Genomic DNA, 25,311 nt, shown 5'->3' on the forward strand with positions numbered 1-25,311 from the left:
GCTTCGGCGGCGAGCCCGTGGCGTTCTCCCGCATCTCCTGCCGTGGGTAGAAGCGGGGCGAGGGCGACGGTTGGGAGGGGGCTTTCGGCCTCAGAGCCAGCCGCGACGGCTCGCCTGGACGCCGAGTTGGAAGCGTGTTCGTGCGCCCAGCAGCTCCTGGAGGCGGGTGATGCGGCGGCCGACCGTCCTTTCGCTGACGCCGAGTTCGCGGGCGATCGACTCGTCGGTCAGACCACCGCTGAGACAGGTGAGGAGCTGTCGGGTCTCGGCGGTGGGAGCCGCGCGGTCGTCGTCGGCCGTGTCGACGGCGTTGGGCAGCGGGACGGCGATCTGCCAGTACGAGTCGAAGACACCGATCAGCGCGTCGAGGAGGTCCGACCGCCGCACGACGATGTGGTGACGGCGGTCCCAGTCGCGTGCCGGGGGAGCCACCAGGGCGAAGCGGTCGTCGCAGATGCCCATGTTCAGAGGGACCTCTGTGAAGACACGCGCTTGTTCACCGAGGTCGATGGAGGTCTGGACGGCCTCCCGGGCGAGCCTGTCCCGCAGGACCCGGGACCCGTACACGACCGAGGTCCTGACGCCGCGGGACAGTGCCTCCTCGCAGCCCGGTGCCAGTTTGTTGGGGCGTGCCGACCGGCCGGTGTAGCCGATGGTGAGGGCGCGGATCTGTTCGGTGGCCTCGTCGTACAGCCGTCGGCCGATCGCGGTGCGGGCGGCCTCCGTGCGGATGATCTCGATGTAGCCGGCGCCTTGGGCGTGATGGTCGTGCCAGAACCGGGTCAGCTCCTCGACACCGTCGCGCAACGTGGCGAGCTCCTTGGCCCGGCTCTCCACCAGGGCGTCGAGCGCGGCACGAGGAGGGTGGGCCACGAGCCCCGCGCCGTCCAGGTCCACCAGGCCGAGGCCGGTGAGTTCGACGACAGCCGCGCTCATGGAGTGCCCGCTCACACGTAGGACGTCCGCGAGTTCGGCCGGCATCGTCGGGCCGCGCTCGACGAGGGAGAGATAGACGTCCTCGGCAGTCGCACTGATGCCAATGCCTTGAAGTGAATACACGTTCAAACTATTGCACGAGCCGCGCGGGAGTCGGTGGGGTCCTCCACGGGCGAGGCCTGTCCTCTTTCCGCCATGCCGGAATCCGACACCATGAACGCTTCGGTTTCACGCCGGTTCCCCGCACACTCTGCGTACGGCACGACTGATCGCCCGCGCCTCATGCCACTTGAACATTTCCCGACATGAGGCTTCCTGTGAGAGCGGCGTCGTGCGACTTCGCGTGCCCGCGTCCCTTACGGCGTCCGTTTGTGCGGCCCGGTGCCCGCTGCGGCCCGGTGCTCGACGTCAGGCGACCTTGGATCACCAACTCCCTTTCCAGGGAAACATGTTGCGAACGTTCATGTTGACTACTGGGTCATCGTGTTCGACCATGTGCGAAGTTGATCCGTTGTCGGGGTGGCTTCCGCCGACGGGACAAGCGTCGCCTCCCGGACTCGGAAAGCGCGTGCAGGGATGACACGAGCCTTTTGATTTCGCGTGAGTTCGGCGATGTGTTGCCGTTCGCGCACCGCCGTGCGTTTCTCGAGCCGTCTCTCAAGGAGTAATTCCATGTCCACTCATCGCAGTCGCCGACGTGCCGCAGCCGTCGCTCTGGGAACGGTCGTCACCTTGGCGCTCGGGGCGTGTTCCAGTGGCCAGGACACCGTGAAGCCGGGCGGCGACGACACCGCGAAGGTCGAGGGGAAGATCTCCCTGACGTATCTGCAGAAGCAGGGCGACCAGGAGTACTTCATCGGTGAGGCCGCGGGGGCCAAGGCGAAGGCCCAGGAGCTCGGCATCGACCTGAGAGTGGTCAACCTGGGCAACGACGCCAACAAGACGATCAGTGAGGTGCAGTCCGCCATCGCGCAGAAGACGAACGGCCTGATCGTCGTCGTCCCGGACCCCGCGGTGGGCCCCCAGCTAGCCCAGACCGCCAAGGACGGAAAGGTCGCGCTGCTCACCTCCGACGACCAGATCTGCACGACCGGCCCGGACCCGTCCGCCTGTGCTCCCGAGGCCCTGGTGCCGCGCATCGGGTTCAGCGGCGCCCAGATGGGTGGCGAGGTCGGCAAGCGCGCCGCCGAGGAGTTCAAGAAGGCCGGCTGGAACGCCGCCGACACCCGTACCGTCTCCGCCTGGAAGCAGGACGTCACCGTCTGCACCGACCGGGTGAAGGCCGCCGAGAAGGCCTTCAAGGACGGCGCGGGCGCGGACGTGAAGAACATCGCGGTCCCGACGGACAACACGCCGACCGGTGCCCAGGACAAGATCGCGGCGACCGTCACCGCCAACCCCGGCGTGAAGCACTGGATCGTGTGGGGCTGCAACGACGAGAACGTCCAGGGTGGCGTCACCGCCCTGGAGAACGCCGGCTTCAAGGCGTCCGACGTCATCGGCGTCGGCCTCGGCGCCTACCTGGCCTGCAAGAACTGGAGCTCGGGCAAGCCGTCCGGGATGAAGGCCGCCCTGTTCATCAACGGTGCCGACGTCGGCGCCCTGGCTGTGCAGACCATGTACGACAGGCTCAAGAACGGCAAGGGGTTCCCGAAGGAGGCGTTCGCGCCGACCAAGATGGTGGACGCCGCCGACTGGAAGGCCTCCGGGGTCACGTGCAGCTGAACCGGCGCCGTGCGCCGGTCGCCTGACCGGCGCGCCTCCTCCGGTCGGTTGACCTGAGCCTCCCCGTCCGCTCGACTGACCTGAGGCTCCCCGCCGGGTCGACCGCCGGCCTGACGGTCGACGTCCGGTCGGCTGCCCGACACTCCAGGTGCGCCCGGTGTGGTGGGTCCGCCGGACCGCCACACAGGCCCCCCTCCTCTCGCGCCGCCGGCCCCGCCGTCGCTGCGTCGGGCCCCGCGCAGAGAGCCGCGCCCCCCCCGGCCACCCCTCGGCCGTGTACACCCTCCACCCCGTTGCCCACGCCGAAGCCGACCCGCTTCCAGCCTGCGAGGCCACCCATGAACAGATCCGGCGCCGAACCACCGGAGCCCACACCCTCCACCGGCCGCCCCGGAGCCGACCGCCGCGGCGCGGTGATCACCGTCGAGAACATCGCCAAGCGGTTCGGGACCGTCCAGGCGCTCGGCGGCGTCACGCTCGACTTCCCCGCGGGGCAGGTCACCGCGCTGATGGGGGAGAACGGTGCGGGCAAGTCGACCCTGCTCAAGATCCTCACCGGTGACCACCAGCCCACCGAGGGCCGTGTCCTCCTCGACGGCGAGCCGATCGCGTTCGCCGCCCCTCAGGACGCCATCAGGGCCGGCATCCGGATCATCCCGCAGGAACCGGAGATCATCCCGCACGTCTCGGTGGCGGAGAACGTCTACGCGGGCTCCCTGCCCCGCAAGCGCGGACGCGTCCTCGACCGTGCGGAGCTGAGGCGCCGCGTCGCGGCCGACCTCGCCCGGCTGGGCTTCGACAAGGTCATCGACCCCGGCGCACTCGGCTCGGAGCTCACCGCGGCCCAGCGTCAGCTGGTCGAGATCCTGCGCGCACTGACCGGTGATGCCAAGATCATCGCCTTCGACGAGCCCACCTCCTCGCTGTCCGAGCACGAGGTCGAGGCGCTGTTCGCGCTCATCGGCCGCCTCCGCGCCCAAGGCATCGCCGTCATCTACGTCTCGCACCGCATGAAGGAGATCTTCCGGCTCGCCGACCGGGTCGCCGTCCTGCGCGACGGTGCGGCGGCCGGGGTGCTGGACGCCGCGGCGACGAACGAGGAGGAGGTCGTCCGCCTCATGGTGGGCCGCGACCTGTCCTCGCTCTTCGTCCGTCAGGACGTCGCACGGGACGAGGTCGTCCTCGAACTGCACGACGTCGCCACCGACGACGTGACCGGCGTCGACCTCCGGATCCGGGCCGGTGAGGTCGTCGCCCTCGCCGGACTCATCGGCGCCGGCCGCTCGGAACTGGCCGGCGCGATCGCCGGAGACCTCCCGATCCGCTCCGGCAGCATCAGCATGAACGGCCGGCGTCTCTCCCTGCGCAACCCGAAGGACGCCATCAGGGCCGGTATCGGGCTCGCCCCCGAGGAACGCAAGGCCCAGGCACTGTTCCTCCAGCGATCCATCCGGGACAACACCTCACTCGTCAGCCTCGAACGGCTGCGCCGTCTGAGGTTCGTGAGAAGAGGTCAGGAAAGCGCCGTCGCGCAGGAGTACACCGACCGGCTGCGGGTCCGCACGCCCTCCATCGAGCACGAGACCGGGAAGCTCTCCGGAGGAAACCAGCAGAAGGTGGTCCTCGCCCGCTGGCTGGCCCGCACACCCCGGCTGCTGATCCTCGACGAGCCCACGCGTGGCATCGACATCGGAGCCAAGGCCGAGATCTACCAGATCATCGCGGACCTCGCCCGCAGCGGCGTCGCCCTCCTGGTGATCTCCTCCGAACTCCCCGAGGTGCTCGGCCTCGCGGACCGTGTCGCCGTCATGCAGAACGGCCGGATCACCGGCGAACTGAGCCGGGCAGAGGCCACCGAGGAGGCCATCCTCAGCCTCGCCATGGCCGACGACCTCAGCACCCCCGCCCTCATGCCTGGAGCACTCCGATGACCGACACCACCGTCTCCCTCGCCCCGGACCGGACGGAGGGCGATCCGGCACTGGCACCGGCAGCGCCCGGCCGGCGGTTCCGGATCGCCGCGGTCGGCGGGCAGAACCTCAGCCTGATCGGCGCCCTCGTCGTCGTGCTCGCGCTGTTCGGCTTGCTCAACGACAACTACCTCAGCTGGTCGAACATGCAGGTCATCGGCGAGGCCGCGACCCTCGTCGGGCTCCTCGCCGTCGTCCAGACCGTCGTCATCATCTGCGGCGCGCTGGACATCTCCGTCGGCTCCCAGGCCGGACTCGCCTCCGTCGTCAGCGCCATGGCCTTCACCTCCACGGGCTCCAGCGCCGTCGTCGGCATCGCCGCGTCCCTCGGCGTCGGCGTGCTCGCCGGCGTACTGAACGGTGTGATCATCGTGTACGGGCGGGTCAACCCGACCATCGCGACGCTCGCCGGACTCGCCGCGTACAAGGGCATCGCGCAGCTCGTCTCGGACGGCCGCGCGCAGGGCTACGTCCTCAACGACAGCGTCTTCGTCTTCCTCGGCCGCGGGAAGATCGCCGGACTGCCGGTGATGATCTGGATCCTGGCCGTCGTCGCGCTCGCGGTCCACGTCCTCCTCACCTACACGGACATCGGCCGCAACCTCTACGCCATCGGCGGCAACGACACCGCGGCCCGCCTCGCCGGCATCTCCATCAACAAGTACCTCATCGCCGCCTACTCCCTGTGCGGCGTGGTCGCGGCCGTCGCCGGCGTCCTGCTCACCGCACGCACCGGATCGGGACAGCCCGTGTCCGGCAGCGAGGGCCTGGAACTCAAGGCCATCACCGCCGCCGCACTGGGCGGCTGCGCCCTCAAGGGCGGCAAGGGCGGCATCGGCGGCACCCTGCTCGCGGTCGCCCTGCTCGGCGCCCTCGAGAACGGGCTCACCGTCCAGGGCATCAACACCTTCTGGCAGAACGTCGCCCAGGGCGCGCTGCTCGTCATCGCCGTCGTCATCCAGCAGCGCCGCAACAAGGAACGCCGCATCGGCCTCCCCACCTGAGGCGACCGCGACCTGGCAGGAACACCCCCGTCTCACAAGGAGTGGAGATTTGACGCGCAGACGCACCTTCCTCATGGCAGGAACCGCCGTCGTGGCGGGAGTGGTGGCCGGCCCGCTGGGCTCCGCGACCACGGCGGCGGCCTCCGGGACCGTCGACGGAGCGGGAGCGGGGGCCCCGGCAGACGCTCTGCCGCAGCCCACGGTCACCCTGACACCCGTGCCCGACACCGTCGCGGGTGTGCGCGAGCCGGTGCTGAGCCTCAACGGCAGCTGGTCGATCTCCACCGAGCCGCCCGCGGAGTTCTGGCGCGACGACGTCGACACCTCGGGCTGGCCGCGGGTCGAGGTGCCCGGAGAGCCCGCCATGCAGGGTGTGGACGTGCCGCAGGACAAGGAGTTCGCGTACCGGACCAAGGTCCCGGTGCCCGCCGACTTCGCCGGGCAGCGGATCGTCCTGCGCTTCGACGGGGTGTACAGCGACGCCCGGCTCTGGGTGAACGGGGCCCACGTCCGCGACCACCGAGGCGGATTCACGAGCTGGCAGGCGGACATCACCGACCACGTCACCGCGGGTACGGAGGCGTGGGTCACCGTCGGCGTCACCGACCGCTGGCAGGACCTGTCGTACGAGACCTTCTACGCCCGCCACCGCATCGGCGGCATCCTCGGCGACGTACGGCTGATCGCCCTACCGCCGGGACATCTGTCGAGCGTCCACGTGTCCACGACCTTCGACACCCGATACCGCGACGCGGCCCTCGGCCTCCGGCTGACCCCGGCGGGCGCCGGCGCACTGCCGGTGCGGCTGGTCCTGCGGGACCCTGCGGGAGCCGAGGTGCTCAGCCGCTCCCTCACCCCCGGCGGACCCACGCAGTACGACATCGCCGTCACTGCCCCGCTCAAGTGGGACGCCGAACACCCGAACCTCTACACCCTGGAACTGACAGCGGGGCCCGAGGGCGCCGAGTCCACCGTGACGCGCAGAGTGGGCTTCCGGCAGATCAAGGTCGACGGCAAGCGACTGCTCGTCAACGGCCGGGAGGTCAAGCTGCGCGGTGTCGCCCACCACCAGGTCAGCCCGACGATGGGCCGAGGCGCCACCGGCCGCTGGGACGAGCAGGACGTACGCCTGTTCAAGGAAGCCAACGTCAACCTCATCCGTACCTCCCACTACCCGCCCACCGAGGCCCTGCTCGACGCCGCCGACCGGTACGGGATGTACGTGGAGGAGGAGACCGCGGTCTGCTGGGTGAACCAGCAGGGTCACGACGACCTCCTCGACGACCCGGCGTTCAAGCCGGACTGGCTCGGCCAGCTCGCCGAGATGGTGGAGCGGGACCGCAACCACGCCTGCGTCCTGATCTGGTCCATGGGCAACGAGAACATCGGCTGGGGCGCCAATCCGCAGGCCCAGTGGGACTACCTGAAGGCCGCCGACCCCTCGCGGCCCGCCGTCTACAGCCACGCCGAGACGTACTCGACCGGCGCGAGCTACGACATCTTCACCGCCCACTACCCGGACGTGAAGGGCCAGTTGGGCGGCGAGACCGCCAAGCCCTCGCTCTACGACGAGTACGCCCACCTGCCCGCGTACAACGTCGACGACCTGAGGACCGACCCGGGCGTCCGCACCTTCTGGGGCGAGACGATCTCGCGGTTCTGGCCCAAGGTCCACGACACGTACGGGGTCGTCGGCGGCGCGATCTGGGGCGGGGTCGACGAGGTGTTCCCGCTTCCCGGAGAGGTCTCCGGCACCGCCGAATGGGGCCTCGTCGACATCTGGCGGCGGCAGAAGCCGGAGTACTGGCTGGCGAAGAAGGCGTACTCGCCCGTCCGGGTCCCCGACGCGCCGCTGCTCGGGCAGCGGGCCCGTACCCCCCTCACCGTTCCGGTCTCCAACTGGTTCGACTTCACGAACCTGTCGGAGCTGACCGTCCGTTGGCGGGTGGGCGGCGCCCAGGGGACGATGCCCGGCATCGACCTCAAGCCGGGAGCGAGCGGCAAGCTGAGCATCCCGTACCGCTCCTGGACCGAAGGCGAGGTGCTCGCACTCGACTTCCTCGACGACCGGGACCGCCTGGTCGACTCCTACGCCCTGCCCATCGGACCCGTCGCCGCACCGGCCCCGCCCCGCCCCGCGGGCTCCGCGCCCGCCGTCGAGGAGAGCGACGCGAGCCTCACACTGACCGGTGCCGGCTTCTCCGTCGCCTTCAGCAGGACGACCGGCCTGATCACCCGGGCGGAGTACGGCGGCACGACCGTGCTCACCGACGGCCCGCACCTGCACGTCCGCGGCGGATATCTGCCGCCCTGGACCTTCGGGTCGATCAGCGTGCGCCAGAAGGACGCGAGCACCACCGTCGTCACGATCTCGGGCAGCCACGGCGCGAGTCCGGTCGTCTTCGACGTCACGGTCGACGGCACCGGACTGCTCACCACGACGTACACCATCGTCAAGGCCCTGCCGGGGCAGCCGGACAGCGGCTACAAGGAACTCGGCGTGCGCTTCGGCGCCCCCGACGGGGCCGACCGCATCGACTGGCGCACCGGTTCCCTCTGGTCGGTGTACCCGGACGACCACATCGGCCGGCCCGTGGGCACCGCGCTCGCGGTGCCGCAGCACGCGGGATCCGTCTACCGGGAACGGCCCGGATGGAGCTGGTCGCAGGACACCCACTCGTACTTCCTCTACGGGAAGGACGACGCCGGCCGGGAGACGAACGACTTCCGCGCCCTGCGCTCCGCCGTCCACACCTTCGCGCTGACCCGCCCGGACGGCACCGGCGTGCGCGTCGAGTCCGACGGGAGCGTCGCGGCCCGGGTCGACCGGACCCCGCCCCGGTGGGTCGACGACAGCGACCCGGGCATCACGTACCAGGGCGCATGGACACATGCGCGGGGTGAGGGGTGGACGCACGATGACTTCGGGGACACCGAGTCCTTCTCGTTCACCGCGGGCGACTGGTGCGAGTTCGGCTTCGACGGCACCGGCGTCGAGTGGCTCGGCGGTCACGGCTCCAACCTCGGCCTGATCGACGTGTTCATCGACGGGCGACTCGACACCACCGTCGACCAGTACGCACCCGCCAAGCAGTACCAGCAGGTCGTCTACCGCAAGACGGGCCTCGCCGAGGGGCGGCACACCATCCGCCTGGTCGTCACCGGAGAGAAGAACCCCTCTTCCTCAGGCATCCTCCCGCTCGTGGACGCGTTCCAGGCCCTGTCGGCCACCACAGGGGCGGCACGGGCCCTGTTCGTCGACACGCACTGGAACTATCCCGACTTCGGCTACGGGGGCGGCGACTACTACCGGCCCACCGTGCGGGTCGTCGACGGGACGACGGGCGCGGTCTCGCTGCGGCTGGGAACGTTCGCGACGACCTGACACGTGGGCCCTCGGGCAACCCCGAGGGCCCACCCCCTCTGTTCCGCACCTCCGCAGTCGTTTCCCGGCGCCCGGTGCCACCTCCAGGCGCCCCCACCCAGAAGGAGTCCACATGACCCGGGCACCCGTGCGCCTCCGGCGCACGCTCGCCGCGTTCCTCGGCCTGTCGTTGGGCGTGCTCAGCGGCGGCCTGGCCGCGCCTACCGTCTCGCAGGCCGCGCCCTCGTCCGCGCCCACCCCCTCGACCTCGACCTCGATCACGGTCAACGGCACCAAGCCGGGCCTGACCTTCGACGGAGTCGGAGCGATCTCCGGCGGCGGCGGCAACTCCCGTCTCCTGGTCGACTATCCGGAGCCGCAGCGCAGCGAGCTGCTCGACTACCTGTACAAGCCCGGCTACGGTGCCTCCCTGCAGCTGCTGAAGCTGGAGATCGGCGGCGACACCAACTCCACCGACGGTGCCGAACCCAGCCACATGCACACGGCCGGCACCGTCGACTGCAACCAGGGCTACGAGTGGTGGATGGCCGAGCAGGCCAAGGCCCGCAACCCGCGGATCAAACTCGCCGCACTGTCCTGGGGCGCCCCCGGTTGGCTCGGCGGTGGCAACTTCTGGTCCCAGGACACCATCGACTACCTGATGTCCTGGATGGACTGCGCCGACGGCCACGGCCTCACCATCGACTACCTCGGCGGCTGGAACGAACGCGGCTACGACAAGACCTGGTACCGGAACCTCAAGGCCGCTCTGGTCTCCCACGGCTACGGCGCCACCAAGGTCGTCGCCGCGGACAGCGACTGGGGCGTGGCCGACGCCATGGCGCAGGACCAGGCGTTCAAGGACGCCGTCGACATCGTCGGCGTGCACTACCCGTGCGGGTACCTCGACGCCTACGCCACCTGCCCCAGCACCCCCACCGCCCAACGTCTCGGCAAGCCGCTGTGGGCCAGTGAGAACGGCTCCCAGGACGCCGACACCGGCGCGCCCGCCGTGGCGCGGTCGATCAACCGCGGTTACCTCGACGGAAAGATGACCGCCTACTTCAACTGGCCGGTCATCGCCGCCCTCTACCCGAACCTCTTCTTCTCCACCGACGGCATGTCCGTCGCCAACCAGCCCTGGTCGGGCAACTACCACATCGGCAAGACCACCTGGGTGACCGCGCACACCACGCAGTTCACCCGGCCCGGCTGGCGCTACATCGACTCGGCGGGCGGCTACCTGGGCGGCACGCGCACCAACGGCAGCTACGTGACGCTGAAGTCGACGAACAACACCGACTACAGCACCGTCATCGAGACGATGGACGCCACCAGTGCCCAGACCGTCTCGTTCTCCGTCACCGGCGGCCTGTCCACCGGCCAGGTCCACGTCTGGGACACCGACGTCAAGTCGGACGACTCCTCCCGCTGGTTCGTCCACCAGCAGGACGTCACCCCGAGCGGCGGCAAGTACACGCTCACCCTCCAGCCCGGCCACCTCTACACCGTGACCACCACGACCGGCCAGGGCAAGGGCACGGCCGTCTCGCCCGCTCGCAAGGCGCTCGGCCTGCCGTACTCGGACGACTTCGAGACCCGCGCCACCACCACCTCGCCGAAGTACTTCTCCGACATGAACGGCGCCTTCCAGTCGGTGTCCTGCGGCGGAGGCCGTACCGGCACCTGCCTGCGGCAGATGGCCCCGATGTCGCCGATCCGGTGGACCGAGGAGCCGTACAACGCCCCGTACACGATCATGGGCGACGGCACCTGGAGCAACTACACCGTCTCCGCCGACACCATGTTCGAGCAGGCGGGCACCGTCGAACTCCTGGGCCGCGTCAACCAGCAGGGCAGGAACAACAACGGCCTGAACGCCTACCACCTGCGGGTCAGCGACACCGGCGCCTGGTCCATCGACAAGAGCGACACCAAGTGGAACTTCACCACCCTGGCGAGCGGCACCACCGGCGCACTCGGCACCGGCAGCTGGCACACCATCGCGTTCACGCTTGAGGGCTCGGCCCTCACTGCGGTCGTCGACGGCGTCACCGTCGGCAGCGCCACCGACCTCGGCTATACCAACGGCCAGGCCGGCCTCGGTGTCACCGGCTACGTCACCGAACAGTTCGACGACTTCGCCCTGACCCCGGGCACCCCCACCTCGCACGAGGGCCGGGTCGCCTCCGGTCTGGCCGGCAAGTGCGCCGCCGCCGACGCCTCCGGAGCGAGCGGCACGCCGGTCGTGCTGTGGGACTGCGACGGGGGAGCCGCGCAGACCTGGACCTGGTCCAACGGCACCCTGACCCAGGGCGGCAAGTGCCTGGACGTCACCGGCCAGGGCACCGTCGACGGCACGGCCGTGATCCTCTGGGACTGCACGGGCGGCGCCAACCAGCAGTGGGCGCCGCAGCCCGACGGCAGCCTGAAGGGCGTTCAGTCGGGCCGCTGCCTCGACGTCCCCGGGGGCTCGACCACCAACGGCACCGAGCTGGTGATCTGGGACTGCAACGGCGGGGCCAACCAGCGGTGGACGCTCCCGTAGCGACTGCCGGAAGCGCGCCGTCCGGACTTGAGTCCGGACGGCGCGTCGTCGCGTCGGCGTGTCGGCCTTTGTGGGGAGCGAGCCGGTCAGGAGACCTTCAGGGCTCCGGTGTCATGGGCGATGCGACCGCCTACGACGGTGGCCCCCACGGTCAGCTCTCCGATGCGGTCGGCGGGCACGCCAAGGAGGTCGTCGCTCAGGACTGTGAAGTCGGCGAGCATGCCCCCGGCGAGAGTGCCCCTGACCCGCTCCTCGTGCACCGCGTACGCCGAACCGACCGTGTCGCGTACAGCGCCTCCCGGGCCGTCACCGCCTCGTCCGGACCGATCGGCGCGCCCGAGGCCGTACGCCGGTTCACCATGTCGTGGATGCTCAGTAGCGGGTCGGAGGCGACCACGGGCGCGTCCGAGGAGCCGGGCAGCACCACGCCGGCGTCCAGGAACGACCGCATCCGGTAGGCGAGTTTCCCTCGTTCGGGGCCCAGCGCGGCCAGCAGCCCGTCACCCGTCTCCGACAGGAACCGGCCCTGCGGTACGGGGATCAGGCCGAGCTCCGCGATCCGGGCGACCTGCGCGTCGCTCGCCACGTCCGCTTGCTCGATCCGGTGGCGCACGTCGACGCGCGGATGCGACCGGCCCGCTTCCTCGTAGGCCTCCAGGACGGCGTTCAGGGCCGCGTCGCCGATCGCGTGCGTGGCGACCTGCCAGCCGCAGCGGTGCGCCTCGACGATGTACCGGCGCAGCTGCTCGCGCTCGAAGGCGAGCAGGCCGCCGAGACGATGGCGGCCGCCGGCCGGGACGAGCCCGTGGCGCTCACGGTCGTCGCGTCGCCCACCACGGTCGCGCACCTTCTGGCGCCCTTCATGGCAGGCGGGGGCCCCGAGGGTCCCGCGCTCCGCGACGCCCTCCAGGAGGAGCCCAGCAGGGTCTTCGACACCTTGTTGCGCAGCGACGCCGACCTGGGCATCTCCACCATCCCGGCCCCGGCCCCGCTGGAGTCGGCCCTCCTGGGGCGCTCGCCGGTCCTCGCCCAGGTGCCCCGCGGCCACCCCTGGAGCGGGCGCACCGAGATCACCCTCGCCGAGCTGGTCACCGAACCGCTGATCCTGATGAGCCGCACCAACATGAGCCGGCTGGTCGTCGACGAGACCGTCGCCCGGGCGGGCCTCACCCTCACGGCTGTCACCGAGACCGGTTCCTCGGCCTTCGCCCAGGCACCCGCCGCCGCCGGCCGCGGCGTCTGCCTGGTCACCGACGAGACCCGCTTCGGCCTCGCCGAACTGACCGTGCGCACGCCCGAGGGTCTGCTGACCGTCCCCTTGTACGCGGGATGGGACCCCGACCACTACGCCCGCTCGGCCATCCGGGACCTCGTCGAGGGGCTGCGCGCCTACTGCGACCACCACGCGCAGCGCTACGCGGGGCCGGACGCGCAGCGGTGACGGGGACGTCGGTTCCCGGTTCCCCTGCGCGCCCTCTGGCGAGATCCCGGCCGAATGGAGGCGGACCCGGGCGCCGAGGCCTTGGCGCCCGCCAAGGAGCCGGCCACCGCCCCGCTCCGTGCTCCGCTGCTTTCGGCGGGACACGACGAGGACGGCCGACGCGTCCGCGCGGCCGTGGACGACTTCCCCACCGGACTCGGTGGCGCCGGCATCAGCCTGGAGCGGTGGGTCGTCGACGGGCGGCTGGATGCGGCCTGCCCCATGCCGGCCTCGCCCCGCCGCGCGGGCCTGGGCGTCTCCGCCGTGGCGGCCCGCTCCGGATTCACCGCCCCAGCCACCTTGCCGCCGTTTCCGGGCCGCGTGCGGTGTCACCCCGGGCGAGTGGCGTCGCCGTCGAAGGGGCGTACGCCGCGGAGGCCGCCCCTGACCCGCAGGAGCGGGCGCCCTCGAAATGCCGCCTCAGCTGCTCCAGGTACGGCCCGTACGGTCCGTGCGGGCGGTACGGCCCGTACCTGTCGATCGGCGGAACGGAGCAACGCCCCCCGTTCCTCGTCCGTCAGCAGCTCAGCTTCGCGTCCGCCCAGTCGGCGTGGTCGTAACCGATGCCGTCCCCGCCGTCGGTGACCACCAGGTGCACGGTCCGCGCACCCGCGATGTCGGCCTTGAGCGGCTGTGCGGGAGCGTCGTTCGTGAGGACGCCGGTCGACGCGGCCTTCCGGCCGTCGGCCCAGATCTCGAAGGCGACCGTTCCGTGGGCGCCGGACTCGTCGTCGAGGCCGACCCGGGCGCTCACGGTCGTACAGGCGCTGCCGGTGTAGAACTCGACGTCGCTGTGGGCGTGCGCTCCGAGCCCCTTGGCGAAGACCGTGCCGCCGATGGTGAGCGGGCCGCTGTCACCGGCCTGGTTCTCGCCGTTGGCGGCGTCGCGTTCCACCGGTCCCCAGCCGTTGGCGGCCGCGAGCCAGGGTAGGTCGCTCAGGTACGACGTCCCGGCGGGCGGTGCGACCACCACATGGGTCCGGACGGGCAGTACGGACCGCGCGGTGACGCCCAGCGGCGAGCGGTAGTCCGCGGTCAGCGTGAGGGCGTACGCCCCGGTGGGCGTGCCCGCCGGCGCCGTGAGCCGCCACGTGGTCGCCAGCGAGGCACCCGTCGGAACCGTACCGTCGGTGTGGGGCGTGGCTGCCTCGATCCGCCAGCCGGCCGGACCGGTGAGCGCCACGGAGAGGTCCCGCGCGGGGGTACGGCCGAGGTCGGTGACCGTGGTGGTCAACTCCGTGGTCTTGCCGGCTTCAAGGAGCGGAGCGGCTTCGAGAGCGGTTTCGACCGCCGGCGGGTACGACGCCCACGTGTCGTCGACGGAGAGGCGCAGCATCACCGTGCCGTGGGCGGGAACAGTCGCGGAGACGGTGCCGGCGGTGTTGGTGGTGGTGTGCTGCCACAGGTCGCGCACGGTGTAGGCGTCGGCGTCCGGCAGGCCTGCCGCGCGCGCCGTGGTGCCGATGCGCTGGGCGGACCCCGTCTCGTTGAACAGGGCCACGGCGCGACTGCCGTCCGCGAGTTCCTTGACGACGACCCAGCGGCCCGACGAAGAGGACACGACGGTGCCCTGCTTGCCGAGCGGGTCCTGGTCGACGGCGATGACCTCCCGGTTGGCGAGGATCTCGAAGGCGGCCGGGGTGGCCTTGCGCAGGTCGGACCCTATGAGCAGCGGTGAGGCCATCATCGACCACATCGAGAAGTGGGAGCGGTACTCGGTGTCCGTCATGCCGCCGTTGCCGACCTCCAGCATGTCGGGGTCGTTCCAGCGGCCGGGGCCCGCGTACCGCGAGAGCGGCAGGTTCTGCTTCATGATCGACAGCATGCTGCCCCAGCTGTCGTTGATGTCGTAGGTGGTGCGCCAGAGCTGGCCCACGTCGCCGGCCCACTCCCAGGGCTTGTTCTCGCCCCACTCGCAGATGCTGTAGACGATCGGCCGGCCGGTGGCCCTGAGGGCGTCGCGCATCGTGATGTAGCGCCCCTTGGCGTCCACGCCTTGGTTGTTGCAGTTGTCGTACTTCAGGTAGTCGACGCCCCAGTCGGCGAACTGCCGTGCGTCGCTGTACTCGTGGCCCAGCGCGCCGGGGAAGCCGCTGCCGTCGCAGGTCCTGGTGCCGGCGCTGGTGTATAGGCCGAACTTCAGCCCCTTGGAATGGACGTAGTCGGCGACGGCCTTGATGCCTTGGGGGAAACGGGCCGGGTCGGGCACCAGCTTGCCGTCGGCGTCGCGCTCGGGCAGTGCCCAGCAGTCGTCGATGTTGACGTACCGGTATCCGGCGTCCTTGAGGCCCCTCTCGACGAATATGTCGGCGATCCCCTTGACCATGGTCTCGTTGAACTCGGCACGGCAGTGGGTGGAGTTCCAGTTGTTGAAGCCCATGGGCGGGGTGAGGGCGAGTCCGTCGCCCGTCACGGAGGCGGCGGGGACCGGGGCTGGGCCTGGGGCGGCAGTCGTGGCGTCGGCGGTGGCCGGCGCGGCGAGCCCTGCGGCCCCCAGCAGTGTGACGGCGGCCAGTGCCGTCAGGGCCCCTCGGGCCCTGGTGGTGCGGGTGGGTAGACGGCGCATTGTTGCGTTCCTCCGTGCTCCTCGCGTGATGAACGGTCATGCCGACGTCATGGCGCGCTTACGGTAGAGCTTGTGTGACTCTGTTGGAAGAGGGTGGCGGTAGTTAGTCGAGAATGAGCCAAACCCCTGGATGGGCGGCGCAGTTGACTGTGGCAATGGGGTCGAGTGTTTGGCTATGTTGAATTGAGGCGCGGGCTGGGGCACGAGGGAAGCGCCCGGTTAGACCGACGTCGCGAGGTGTCGCGACACGCGACTCAAACCTTCAGGGCGGCGGCACATCGTCCGCCCTCTCCGTCCTCCGCCTGCTGCTCCGTCGATCTGAATCTGAAGACGTGGGAGTTCCGCAGGCGAACCGCCGGACCCGCAGCCGGAGGGCGACATTTCGTCCGGCGCCCGGCACATCAGGGGGAACGCGCAGGCAGGAGCCACGAACCCGGTTCGACCAGACCCCGCAAACCGGGCACAGGGCACCGCCCCGTAGTGAGCGCGCGTCGACGCGCACCCGCTCCGCGCGCACGTTCACGGACAGCACCGCGACGTCCGTGACCGACGGGAACGATTGCTCCTTCAGCAGCTCCTTCAGTCGGCGCGGGCTTCTTCCGCGGTCCGACCGCCGGTCCGACGACCGCCCCCAGAGCTCAGCTTCTGTCGAGCTGCGCAGGCCGGTTCGTTCCTGCCTCGGAATGGCCCGGATCTTGGCCGATCCGCCGAGGCGCGGTCGGGTGCTCCCGTGCGCCCGCGGGTCGAGGGCATCCCGCGTACGGCCGTTCTCGGGACGATGCCCGTGGCCGGAAGGACCGGCCCTTCGCGGTAGGTCCGGGATGCGGGACGCGTCAGTACCGGGGTGCCGGCGCCACCGGTCCGAGGTCGGGCTGGTCACGGAGTTCGACGGTGAGGGGCCGGGCGGGGCCGGCGAGGTCCAGGACCAGGATCTCGTTCGTGCCCGCGTGCCACAGGGGTGCCGGGGCGTAGAGGGTGCGCTGGGGGCCCTGTTCGGTGCGCAGGCGGCCGAGCAGGAAGCCGTTGAGCCAGACCAGGGTGCGGTGGCTGTCGGGGACGGCGAGGAAGGCGTCGGCCGGCTGCGGCAGGTCGACCGTGGCGCGGTGGAAGACGGGGCCGTCGGCGGTTACCGCGGCGGGGGGCGTGGACAGTGCGGCCAGGTCGTCGAGGGGGAGCACGCGGACGTCCCAGCCGAACAGGTGCTGGTGGTCCAGCCGCACGCCCGCGATCAGGCCCTTGCGGTCGGCCAGGTGGGGACCGTAGTTGACCCGTCCGAAGGGCTCGACGAGGATCTCCAGTTCCGCACCGCCCTCGGGGACGTCCAGCACGACGGTCGGGTTCGGGTCGTCGCGTTCGAGCACGCCGGCCAGGCGCCCGTCGAGGAAGACCTGGGCCAGGTCCCGGACGCCGTCGACGGTCAGTGTGGCGGGGCCGCCGGGTCCGGTGACACGGTGGCGGTAATGGACGAGCCCGCGGTGGTGGCCGAGCTTCTCCATCGGTTCGGGTACGGGACGGTGCGAGGGTGTGGACAGCTGGTCCAGGCTGTCGCGCAGGGCCGCGACCGGGGTGGCGGGGACCGTCTGCGGGGCGACCCTCGGAAGCTGGGCGGGCAGTTCCCTGTCCGGCAGCTTCACATGGCGGCCGATGACTTCGCGGAAGGCGTGGAACTTCTCGGTCAGCTCGCCGGCCTCGCCGATCGGCGCGTCGTAGTCGTAGCTGGTGATCGTGGGCATGTAGCCCGGCTCGGACAGGGTCTTGCCGGTGTGGTTGGCCCCCGCCCACCAGCCGAAGTTGGTCCCGCCGTGGCCCATGTAGATGTTGACCGAACCCCCGGCGGAGAGGATCCCGTCGAGCGCCTCGGCTGCGTCGGCGGCGTCCCGGACGTGGTGGGGGTCGCCGAAGTGGTCGAACCAGCCGTTCCAGAACTCCATGCAGACCAGCGGGGTGTCAGGCCGGAACGTGGTGAGGGCGGCGAAGGCCTCGTCGGGGCGCGAACCGAAGTTGGCGGTGGCCAGCACCCCGGGAAGGGTGCCGCCGGCGAGCATGCGTGCCTCGGGACCGTCGGACGTGAACAGCAGGCAGTCGATTCCCCGAGCGAGAAGGCCGGCCTTCAGGTGCTCCAGGTAGGCCGCGTCGTTGCCGTAGCTGCCGTATTCGTTCTCGACCTGTACGGCGACGATCGGGCCGCCGCGTGACGTCTGGAGCTCGGCGAGCACGGGGATCAGCTGGTCGAACCACTGGTCCACGGCGGCCAGGTAGGCGGGATCCGAGGTGCGCAGCCGCATCGATTCGTCCGCGAGCAGCCAGGCCGGGAGTCCCCCGAGGTCCCATTCGGCGCAGATGTACGGACCGGGGCGGGCGATCACGTCGAGGCCGAGCGCGTCGGCCTCGCGGATGAACCCGGCGACGTCGTGCCAGCCGCCGAAGCGGGCCGGGCCGGGGGTGGGCTGGTGGAAGTTCCAGGCGATGTAGAGCTCGACGGTGTTGCAGCCCATGGCCTGCAGACGCTGGAGCCGATCGCGCCAGAGCCCGGGGTGGATGCGGAAGTAGTGCACGGCGGCGGAGACCACGCGGTGCTCGTGGCCGCCGCGCAGGAAGCGGTGGCCGTCGACGGTCAGGGGAGGGCGGGTGTTCATGAGGGGTGCTTTCGGTCGTGGTCATGGGCGTGGGGTGCCGGGCACAGCCAGACGGGTGGCAGTGCCCGGCACCCTGTCGGTCACACGTGTGTCAGCGGGTGCCGGCGTCCGTCACGGGTGGCTCCACTGCTGGCTGGCGCCTCCGTCGCAGCGCCGGATCTCCAGCAGGGTGCCGTTGGTCGTGGCGCCGGCGACGGCCCCCAGGCAGCTGCCGGACTCGGCACCCTTGTACGTCTTGGCGGCGGTGTCGTAGGTCCACTGCTGGTTGGCGCCGCCGTTGCAGTTCCACAGTTCGACGCCGGTGCCGTCGGCGGTGCCGTGCCCGATGACGTCCAGGCACTTGCCGAGCGAGCGGATCGTGCCGTCCGCCGCGAAGGCCCAGGTCTGGTTGGCGCCGCCATTGCAGTCCCAGAGCGCGACGCGCGTGCCGTCGGTGGCGTCGCTGTTCGGCACGTCGACGCAGCGGTCGGAGCCCACGCCGGCGATCGGGCCGGAGACGGCGGGTCGGCAGGTCGGCAGGCCGGTGGCCGCGGTGCCGAGGTCGTCGACGACCAGGTTGTCCAGGGTCGCGGCGCCGTTGCTGTCGGTGGCGCTGGTGAGGGACAGGTAGACGTCCCCGCAGTCGCCGACGGTGAAGGAGGTGTCGATGCGGCTGTGCGGGGCCGACCGTACGGGCGGCAGGCTGTCCGTCCAGGGGCCGGTCCACCAGGACGGCACGGGTCCGGGCGCCGGCGCGCCGGTCAGCTTCTCGGTCGTGGTCTGCTCCAGCAGCGTGTCGGTGATCGGGGCGGCGGCGTTCTCGCCGTCGACCTGGAAGCGGTACTGCCCGGCGATGTCGCTCTGGTAGTCCGCCTGCACGCGGTAGGAGTGACCGGGGAGGAAGCGGATCGATCCGGGCCAGGTGCGGAACTGCGGTCCGGCGCCGTTGTTGATGGTTTCGAGCGAGTACGTGCCGCTGATGGTGTCGCGGGTGTAGCCGTCGTGGGCCTCGGAGAGGATCTCGCTCGGCTCGCCGGGCTTGCCGATCAGGAAGGGGCCGAACCCTCCGCCGGTGTTGTGCTCGAAGTCCTCGGTGTAGGTGTGCCCGTCCGCCCGGTGGGTGGCGCCGGGGTCGGCCATGGCGCGTACGTCGGACCAGAGCACGGTGTCACCGCTGTCGGAGCCGGCGTCGGCCATCAGGTGCAGGGTGGCCGTGGTCGCTCCGGCGGGCTGGGTGAACAGCACCTCCAGGCGCTGGAACCGTTGGCCGCTGAACCGGTTGTTCGCGTCGGTCTGGACCGGGGTCGGCCTGTCGATCCAGTTCTCGACCGGGTCGGCGCCGTTTCCGTCGACCCGGAGCGTCGCCTTGCGGGAGCCGGTCACCGAGACGTACGCGGAGGCGGAGTACGTTTGACCCGGTGTCAGGCCGGTCAGCTTCTGGGTGACCTCGCCGTCGTGCGAGCCGGTGATCCGCAGGTTCTGGAAGCCGTTGGAGTCGGTCACGACGGACACGCCGGACGTGTCCCCGGACGTGGAGGCGGACGTCCAGCCGCTGAGGTCGCGGGTGAAGAACTCCCCGTTCTTGACGATCGTGCCGGTGCCGAAGCCCACCGAGGTGGCGGTGTCGGCGCGCCGCACCGGGGCGCCGGTGTTGCTGCCGTCGGCGTACGTGCCGGCCGTCGGTACGGAGACCGGGGTGCCGGGGTAGATCACGTACGGCGTGTTCGGGTCCAGGTCGAGGGTGACCCGGCCGCCGCTGACCGTGATCTGCGCACCCGCGTCCTTGCCGGTGTCGGAGAGCTTGTACAGGGTGACCGAGCTCTGACCGGACCAGGCCTTGGGCAGCGTCCAGGTCCGTGACTCGGCCGTGTCGTTCCAGGCGTAGATCTTCTGCTGGCCCTGCGGGGACCAGGGGAGGAAGAACTTGTCGCCGTCGCGCTCCAGGGCTCCGTCGCGCCAGATCTGCGGCGAGGCGCCGTTCATCCGGGTGGAGACACCGCCGGTGAACGTGATGGCGCCGTCCTTCCAGTCGGTGATCCGGAAGTGCTGCAGGTACTTGGTCGGCAGGTTGTTGGTGAAGACCTGGGCGATCTCCTTGTTCACCGAGTGCTGGCTGTGCCAGCCCATGAACGAGGCCTTGTTCTGCACGCCGGCCAGCATCGGCTCGCTGTTGTTGATCCAGGCGTCCATGTCGTGGTTGTAGACGAAGCGCAGGATCCGGCTGTTGATGCCCACGTCGTCGTACTCGGCCGAGTCGTGGTACCAGGACACGTACGGGAACATGTACGTCGGGAACTCGGTGTAGATCGGCAGTCCGTGCCGCGCGACGACGTTCGCCTCCTTCCAGGCGTTCCAGTTGACGCTGTCCTGCTGGAAGAACGCGTCGCTGTAGACGAAGCCCAGGTTGGGGACCTCGTGCACCAGGGCGGCGATCCGCTCGGCGTAGTCGCCGCTCGCGAGGTCCTTCCCGGTGTCGAGGCCGAAGGCGGTGTCTCCCCAGATGTACGGGGGCGCGGGGTTGGTCGGGTCGTACGTCTTGTCCCAGCGGAAGGCCTTGCTGCGCGGCGCCTGGCCGACATCGCTGATGTGGACGCCGACGATGGCGTTGTAGGCCGCGGCGCCGTCGACGACGGTGTTGATGTCGGCGAGACCGCCGGCGGCGGTGTTGTAGTGACCTGCGTAGTCGGGGTGGCCGGCGTCGTGGCCCTCGTCCTGATAGCCCTTCAGCTCGATGGACTGGCCGAGACCGTCGGTGTGGAGCGCCATCTTCTTGATGTCGTCGAGGGTCTTGACGAAGGGGTTCTGCGCCTGGGAGACGAAGTTCATCGCGATCTGGGAGACCACGTTGTTCTTCGTCTGGGCCGCCTGCTCCGGCTCGGTCATGATCTGCCGGTAGGCGACGGCCGCGTCCTGCCAGTCGATGCCGGGGGTGCCATTGGCGTCCCCGGTCAGGACGACCTTCGCCTCCGGCAGGGCGACGACCTTGCCGTCCGGACCACGGTAGGTCCACAGGTCCGAGCCGATGGCCGTCGTGTTGACGCCGGCGGAGCCGGTGGTGCGCACCAACAGGTTGCCGCCGCGGTTCGGGTCCACCGGGTCGCCGAAGGAGGTCAGAGAATTGCTCGTGATGCCGGCCGCGATCGTCGAGTCCGCGACCAGGGCGATGGCCTTGTGCAGCGGTGCGGGGTCCGTCGGCAGCGAGGACACGGCGGCGATGGTGTCCATGTCGGGGCCGGGTGCGTAGTAGGTCTTGTACACCGACGCGTCGGCCACCTGCGCGCCGGGCCGGTCGCCTCGGATCGACAGCAGGTTCAGCCCCGGTATCGCGAGGGTGGAGACCTTCGTCGCGCCGGTCTCGGTGACGCCCGTGACCTTCCAGGACAGGACGGATCCCGACACCGACACCCGGACGTTCAGCGTGACGTCGATCGAGGGGAAACCGAGCACGTAGTCGACGTGATCGGGGGTGATCGTGGACGTCACGGTGGGTGTGAAGGCGGTGCCGTTGACGCTGACCTGGGGCGTAGCACCGGTGTTGCCGGGCAGGGTGCCCCTGCCCAGCCGGTACTGGAGCACCTGGGGGAACGCGGTGTCGACCGTGGCCGTCAGCTGTCCGGAACGGATGGCCGCGGTGGCGGCCGTCGCCGTCGGCCCGGCTGCGGCGGGGACGGTACCGCCGAGGGTGAGCAGAGAGGCACTGAGAAGTACGGCGCACGTGGCCCGGGCGCGTGGGCGATCCATGGCTTGCCCTTCTACGGAATGGGGCTTCGGGTGGGTGGGGGCTGTTACTTGACGGCGCCCGCGGTGAGACCGCTGCGCCAGAAGCGCTGCAACGAGACGAAGGCGATGAGCAGCGGGACCAGGGAGACGAACGCCCCGGTGATCGGAAGCATCGGCGGCACACCGTTCGCGAACTCCGACCGCCACTGGACCAGGCCGACGGTGACCGGCAGCTTCGAGGCGTCGTTGAGCATGAGCGCGGGCAGCAGGTAGTTGTTCCAGACGCTCACGAACTGGAACAGGAAGACCGTCACCAGCGCCGGCGTCATCACCGGCAGCGCGATGCGGAAGAAGGCCCGCTGCTCACCGGCACCGTCCATGCGCGCGGCCTCCAGCAGTTCGTCGGGGACGGACGCCGACGCGTAGATGCGGGAGAGGTAGACCCCGAAGGGGCTGACGAAGCTGGGGAGCAGGACCGCCCAGTACGTGTCGGTGAGCTGCAGCTTGGCCAGCATGAGGAACAGCGGCAGGGCGAACATCGGTGCCGGGATCAGCACGGAGGCCAGGATCACGTTGAAGATCGCTTCGCGACCGCGGAACCGGTACTTGGCCAGGGCGAAGCCGGCCATGACCGAGAGGAGCGTACTGACGGCCGCGCCGAGCAGGCTGTAGAGCGCGCTGTTGGCCAGCCAGGAGGAGAAGGCCCCGTCCTGGAAGGAGAAGACGCGGCTGAGGTTGCCGCCCAGGTCGAAGTGGGAGAACCAGAGCGGGCTGCCCCGGTAGAGGTACCCCTCGCCCTTGGTCGCCGAGACGAACAGCCACCAGAGCGGGACCAGGGTGTAGAGGGTCATCAGGCCCAGCAGGGCGTTGACGACCAGGCGGGCGGGGAGGGGGCTGCGGGTGGCCATCGGGCTGCGGCTGGTGGTCATGCGTCGGCCATCCTTCGCTGGGCGAACTTCAGGACCCCGAAGGAGAGGACCAGCGTCACGAGCGCCAGCAGAACCGATTCGGCGGCAGCCAGGTTCGGGTTCGCCTGCGAGGCGTTGAGGGTGGTGTTCATGATCGGGCTGAACTTGCTGGAGGCGCCGGGGATCCGGGCGGCGGCGAGCACGGCCGGCTCGGTGTAGAGCTGGGCGGTGCCGATGACGGAGAACACCGTGGTGAGGACCAGGGCGGGCCGTACCAGGGGGATCTTGACGTACCAGGCCAGGCGCCAGCCGGTGCAGTTGTCGAGCGTGGCGGCCTCGATCACCTCACCGGGAACGGCCTGGAGCGCCGAGTAGATGATCAGCATGTTGTAGCCGGTCCACCCCCAGGTGATCATGTTGCCGATCGACACCGGGATCCAGCCGGCCGACAGGAAGTCGGTGTGGATGCCGAGGGCGGACAGCGGACCGGTGAACGGCGAGATGTCCTTCACGAGGAGGAACGACCACATCACGGCGGCGATCGCGCCCGGGAGGGCGTACGGCAGGAAGAACGTCAGCCGGAACGTCTTCTTGAACCGGGCGGAACGCGAGTCGAGCAGCAGCGCGAGCGCGAGGGCCAGCCCGAGCATCACCGGCACCTGGACGACACCGAGCAGCGCGACCCTGCCGAGCGAAGCGGTGAAGTCGGCGTCGTGGAGGGCGTCGAGGAAGTTGTCGAAGCCGGCGAACCGTGTGGTCTGCGCGCCGCCGAACAGACCCTCACGGCGCACCGTGAAGAAGCTCTGGTAGATCGCGTATCCGATCGGCGCGAGCATCATGGCGGCGAACAGGAGGCCGAACGGCGCCAGGAACCCCGCGGCGTTCAGCGCGGTCCGGTGGCGGTGGCGGCGGCCCGGCGCGGCCGACGCGCGCGGCGGCGCCGGTGTCAGAGGTGGTGCCGGTACGGGAGGTGGTGCGGTCTGGGCGCTCATGGTGTTCGTTCCTCGACGCGGTTGCGGTGCGGACGGGGGACCGGCTCCGCGGCGCCGCGCCCCGGGCGGCGCCGCGGAGTCTCCCTCGGGCGATCTGCGCTTTTCTGGGCGTCAGTTGCCGCTCACGGAGAGGCCCAGGCTCTTGATCTTGTCGATCGTCTTCTGCTGGACGACGGTGGTGGCCTGGGCGTAGCCGCCCTTGCCGATCGCGTCCGTGTAGTCGGCCTCGATCTGGCCGAACGTCGGCCCGGCCACCCAGGTGGAAGGGGTGTTCGCCGCGGACTGCTTGAAGACGTCGTAGATCTTCTGCCCACCGAAGTAGGGGTCGCCCTGGGAGAGCAGCGGGTGGTCGAGACCGGCCTTCGAGGCGGGGTACAGGCCGCCGACGGTGATGCCGGTCCCGATCGCCTCCTTGTCCCCCGAGAGGAACGCGGCGAACTGTTCGGCCTGCTCGGGCGTCTTGCAGCCGGTCAGTACGGAGGTGGCGGAACCGCCCGAGTTCGCACTGGCCTTGTCGCCCGAGGCCCAGGTCGGCATCGGGGCCACGGCCCACTTGCCGGCGAGGTCCTTGAGGTCCCCCTTGATGCCCGCGGCGGCCCAGGAGGCGTTCACGAAGGTCATGACCTTGCCGGCCTCCGATGCCTTGTTGAAGGTCGGGTCCCAGGCGTTGCCGTTGTTCATCACCAGCTTCCGGTCCTTCAGACCCTGCCAGTACGTGGCGACCTGCTGGGTGCCCGGATTGTCGATGGCGACCTTCCAGGAACCGCCCGACGTGCCGAACCAGGACTTGCCGGTCTGCCAGGTCAGGGCGGACATGTCGTAGGCGTCCTGGGGCGCGGTGCCGAAGGCGACGCTCGGGTCGGCCTTGTGGACGGCGGCTGCGTCGGCGGCGTACTCCTCCCAGGTCGTGGGAGGCTTCGCGATGCCGAACTTCTTGAACAGGTCGGTGCGGTAGTACAGCGCCATCGGCCCGGTGTCCACGGGGATGCCGTACACCTTGCCACCGGCCGAGGAAGCGGCGACGGCCCAGTCCAGGTACGTGCCGGTGTCCCCGGAGGCGTACGGGGTGATGTCCATCAGCGCGTTCTTGACCAGCATCGACGGGATGTCGCTGTAGGCGACCTGGGCCAGACAAGGGGCCTTGCCGGCGGTGATCGCGTTGGTCATCTGGTCGTAGCCGCCCTTGGCACCGGACGGGATCTGCTTGAACGTCACCTTGATGTCGGGGTGGGCGGCGTTCCACTGGGCGGTGATCTTGTCGTAGCCGGGGGCCCAGCCCCAGAACTCCATGGACACCGGCCCCTTGGGGGACGAGTCGCCGGGGGAGTCGGGGCCGGAACAGCCGGTCCCCATCAGGGCCAGAGAAAGGGCTGCTGCGGCGGCTGCGGATCTGTGCGTGAACGTGCGCATGGCTTTCCTCGTGAACGACGTGATGAGAAGAGCGGGAGGGGTGGACCGGACGGGCTTCCGATTGGCCCATTCA

General features: G+C 70.3%; 15 protein-coding genes. 6 read left to right on the top strand and 9 right to left on the bottom strand.

The window, feature by feature from the left end:
* Positions 1-90 precede the first annotated feature (90 nt).
* Positions 91-1,059, bottom strand: coding sequence for a helix-turn-helix domain-containing protein (locus tag BLW86_RS36365; protein ID WP_143060317.1), 969 nt, complete (start codon positions 1,057-1,059; stop codon positions 91-93).
* Positions 1,060-1,608: 549 nt separating this feature from the next.
* Here BLW86_RS36365 and BLW86_RS36370 point away from each other — a divergent pair.
* The 5 genes from BLW86_RS36370 to BLW86_RS36390 all read left to right on the top strand — a co-directional run bounded on the left by BLW86_RS36370 (position 1,609) and on the right by BLW86_RS36390 (position 11,547).
* Entirely contained in the window at positions 1,609-2,661 is a 1,053-nt protein-coding gene (locus tag BLW86_RS36370; RefSeq protein ID WP_093877955.1) for a substrate-binding domain-containing protein, read from the top strand.
* Between the two features lie 338 nt (positions 2,662-2,999).
* A complete protein-coding gene (locus tag BLW86_RS36375) occupies positions 3,000-4,592 on the top strand; it encodes a sugar ABC transporter ATP-binding protein (RefSeq protein WP_093877956.1) in 1,593 nt (530 codons plus the stop codon).
* Entirely contained in the window at positions 4,589-5,635 is a 1,047-nt protein-coding gene (locus BLW86_RS36380) for an ABC transporter permease (RefSeq protein WP_093877957.1), read from the top strand. Before BLW86_RS36375 ends, BLW86_RS36380 begins: the two co-directional genes overlap by 4 nt.
* 49 nt (positions 5,636-5,684) lie before the next feature.
* Positions 5,685-9,020, top strand: coding sequence for a glycoside hydrolase family 2 protein (locus BLW86_RS36385; protein ID WP_143060318.1), 3,336 nt, complete (start codon positions 5,685-5,687; stop codon positions 9,018-9,020).
* 112 nt (positions 9,021-9,132) lie between these two features.
* Positions 9,133-11,547, top strand: coding sequence for a ricin-type beta-trefoil lectin domain protein (locus tag BLW86_RS36390; protein WP_093877959.1), 2,415 nt, complete (start codon positions 9,133-9,135; stop codon positions 11,545-11,547).
* 86 nt (positions 11,548-11,633) lie between these two features.
* Here the strand turns inward: BLW86_RS36390 and BLW86_RS43590 are convergent, their stop codons facing one another.
* Together BLW86_RS43590 and BLW86_RS41230 are read right to left on the bottom strand one after the other, a co-directional pair.
* On the bottom strand, positions 11,634-11,768 hold the full coding sequence (locus BLW86_RS43590; RefSeq protein ID WP_246532383.1) for a hypothetical protein: 135 nt from the start codon (positions 11,766-11,768) through the stop codon (positions 11,634-11,636).
* On the bottom strand, positions 11,744-12,394 hold the full coding sequence (locus BLW86_RS41230) for an amidohydrolase family protein (protein WP_256341563.1): 651 nt from the start codon (positions 12,392-12,394) through the stop codon (positions 11,744-11,746). The genes BLW86_RS43590 and BLW86_RS41230 overlap by 25 nt, the downstream gene beginning before the upstream one ends.
* Before the next feature lie 15 nt (positions 12,395-12,409).
* Here BLW86_RS41230 and BLW86_RS41235 point away from each other — a divergent pair, with 15 nt between their 5' ends.
* Positions 12,410-12,988 carry a LysR family transcriptional regulator substrate-binding protein gene (locus BLW86_RS41235; RefSeq protein ID WP_256341564.1) on the top strand — a complete coding sequence of 193 codons (579 nt, stop codon included), beginning with the start codon at positions 12,410-12,412 and terminating at the stop codon, positions 12,986-12,988.
* Between the two features lie 556 nt (positions 12,989-13,544).
* Here BLW86_RS41235 and BLW86_RS36400 read toward each other — a convergent pair.
* The 6 genes from BLW86_RS36400 to BLW86_RS36425 all read right to left on the bottom strand — a co-directional run bounded on the left by BLW86_RS36400 (position 13,545) and on the right by BLW86_RS36425 (position 25,238).
* Positions 13,545-15,593: an NPCBM/NEW2 domain-containing protein gene (locus tag BLW86_RS36400; RefSeq protein WP_093877961.1), complete on the bottom strand. Its 2,049-nt coding sequence runs from the start codon at positions 15,591-15,593 to the stop codon at positions 13,545-13,547.
* An 833-nt stretch (positions 15,594-16,426) separates the two neighbouring features.
* Positions 16,427-18,229, bottom strand: coding sequence for a glycoside hydrolase family 35 protein (locus tag BLW86_RS36405; RefSeq protein WP_093877962.1), 1,803 nt, complete (start codon positions 18,227-18,229; stop codon positions 16,427-16,429).
* A 111-nt stretch (positions 18,230-18,340) separates the two neighbouring features.
* Positions 18,341-21,949 carry an endo-alpha-N-acetylgalactosaminidase family protein gene (locus tag BLW86_RS36410; RefSeq protein ID WP_093877963.1) on the bottom strand — a complete coding sequence of 1,203 codons (3,609 nt, stop codon included), beginning with the start codon at positions 21,947-21,949 and terminating at the stop codon, positions 18,341-18,343.
* Between the two features lie 44 nt (positions 21,950-21,993).
* A complete protein-coding gene (locus BLW86_RS36415; protein ID WP_093877964.1) occupies positions 21,994-22,857 on the bottom strand; it encodes a carbohydrate ABC transporter permease in 864 nt (287 codons plus the stop codon).
* Positions 22,854-23,828 (bottom strand): carbohydrate ABC transporter permease, encoded by a 975-nt coding sequence (locus tag BLW86_RS36420; protein ID WP_093877965.1) that lies wholly within the window; start codon positions 23,826-23,828, stop codon positions 22,854-22,856. The genes BLW86_RS36415 and BLW86_RS36420 overlap by 4 nt, the downstream gene beginning before the upstream one ends.
* Before the next feature lie 111 nt (positions 23,829-23,939).
* Positions 23,940-25,238 (bottom strand): ABC transporter substrate-binding protein, encoded by a 1,299-nt coding sequence (locus tag BLW86_RS36425; protein ID WP_093877966.1) that lies wholly within the window; start codon positions 25,236-25,238, stop codon positions 23,940-23,942.
* Between the last annotated feature and the right edge of the window lie 73 nt (positions 25,239-25,311).

Origin of the sequence: Streptomyces sp. TLI_105 (genome assembly GCF_900105415.1) — a bacterium.
In the GTDB taxonomy this organism is placed as follows: Bacteria; Actinomycetota; Actinomycetes; order Streptomycetales; family Streptomycetaceae; genus Streptomyces.

Coding starts and splice junctions, on each gene's coding strand:
- BLW86_RS36380 (WP_093877957.1), top strand. CDS start 4,589: ATGACCGACACCACCGTCTCCCTCGCCCCGGACCGGACGGAGGGCGAT.
- BLW86_RS36390 (WP_093877959.1), top strand. CDS start 9,133: ATGACCCGGGCACCCGTGCGCCTCCGGCGCACGCTCGCCGCGTTCCTC.
- BLW86_RS36400 (WP_093877961.1), bottom strand. CDS start 15,593: ATGCGCCGTCTACCCACCCGCACCACCAGGGCCCGAGGGGCCCTGACG.
- BLW86_RS36405 (WP_093877962.1), bottom strand. CDS start 18,229: ATGAACACCCGCCCTCCCCTGACCGTCGACGGCCACCGCTTCCTGCGC.
- BLW86_RS41235 (WP_256341564.1), top strand. CDS start 12,410: ATGGCAGGCGGGGGCCCCGAGGGTCCCGCGCTCCGCGACGCCCTCCAG.
- BLW86_RS36375 (WP_093877956.1), top strand. CDS start 3,000: ATGAACAGATCCGGCGCCGAACCACCGGAGCCCACACCCTCCACCGGC.
- BLW86_RS36415 (WP_093877964.1), bottom strand. CDS start 22,857: ATGACCACCAGCCGCAGCCCGATGGCCACCCGCAGCCCCCTCCCCGCC.
- BLW86_RS43590 (WP_246532383.1), bottom strand. CDS start 11,768: ATGCTCGCCGACTTCACAGTCCTGAGCGACGACCTCCTTGGCGTGCCC.
- BLW86_RS36370 (WP_093877955.1), top strand. CDS start 1,609: ATGTCCACTCATCGCAGTCGCCGACGTGCCGCAGCCGTCGCTCTGGGA.
- BLW86_RS36425 (WP_093877966.1), bottom strand. CDS start 25,238: ATGCGCACGTTCACGCACAGATCCGCAGCCGCCGCAGCAGCCCTTTCT.
- BLW86_RS36410 (WP_093877963.1), bottom strand. CDS start 21,949: ATGGATCGCCCACGCGCCCGGGCCACGTGCGCCGTACTTCTCAGTGCC.
- BLW86_RS36420 (WP_093877965.1), bottom strand. CDS start 23,828: ATGAGCGCCCAGACCGCACCACCTCCCGTACCGGCACCACCTCTGACA.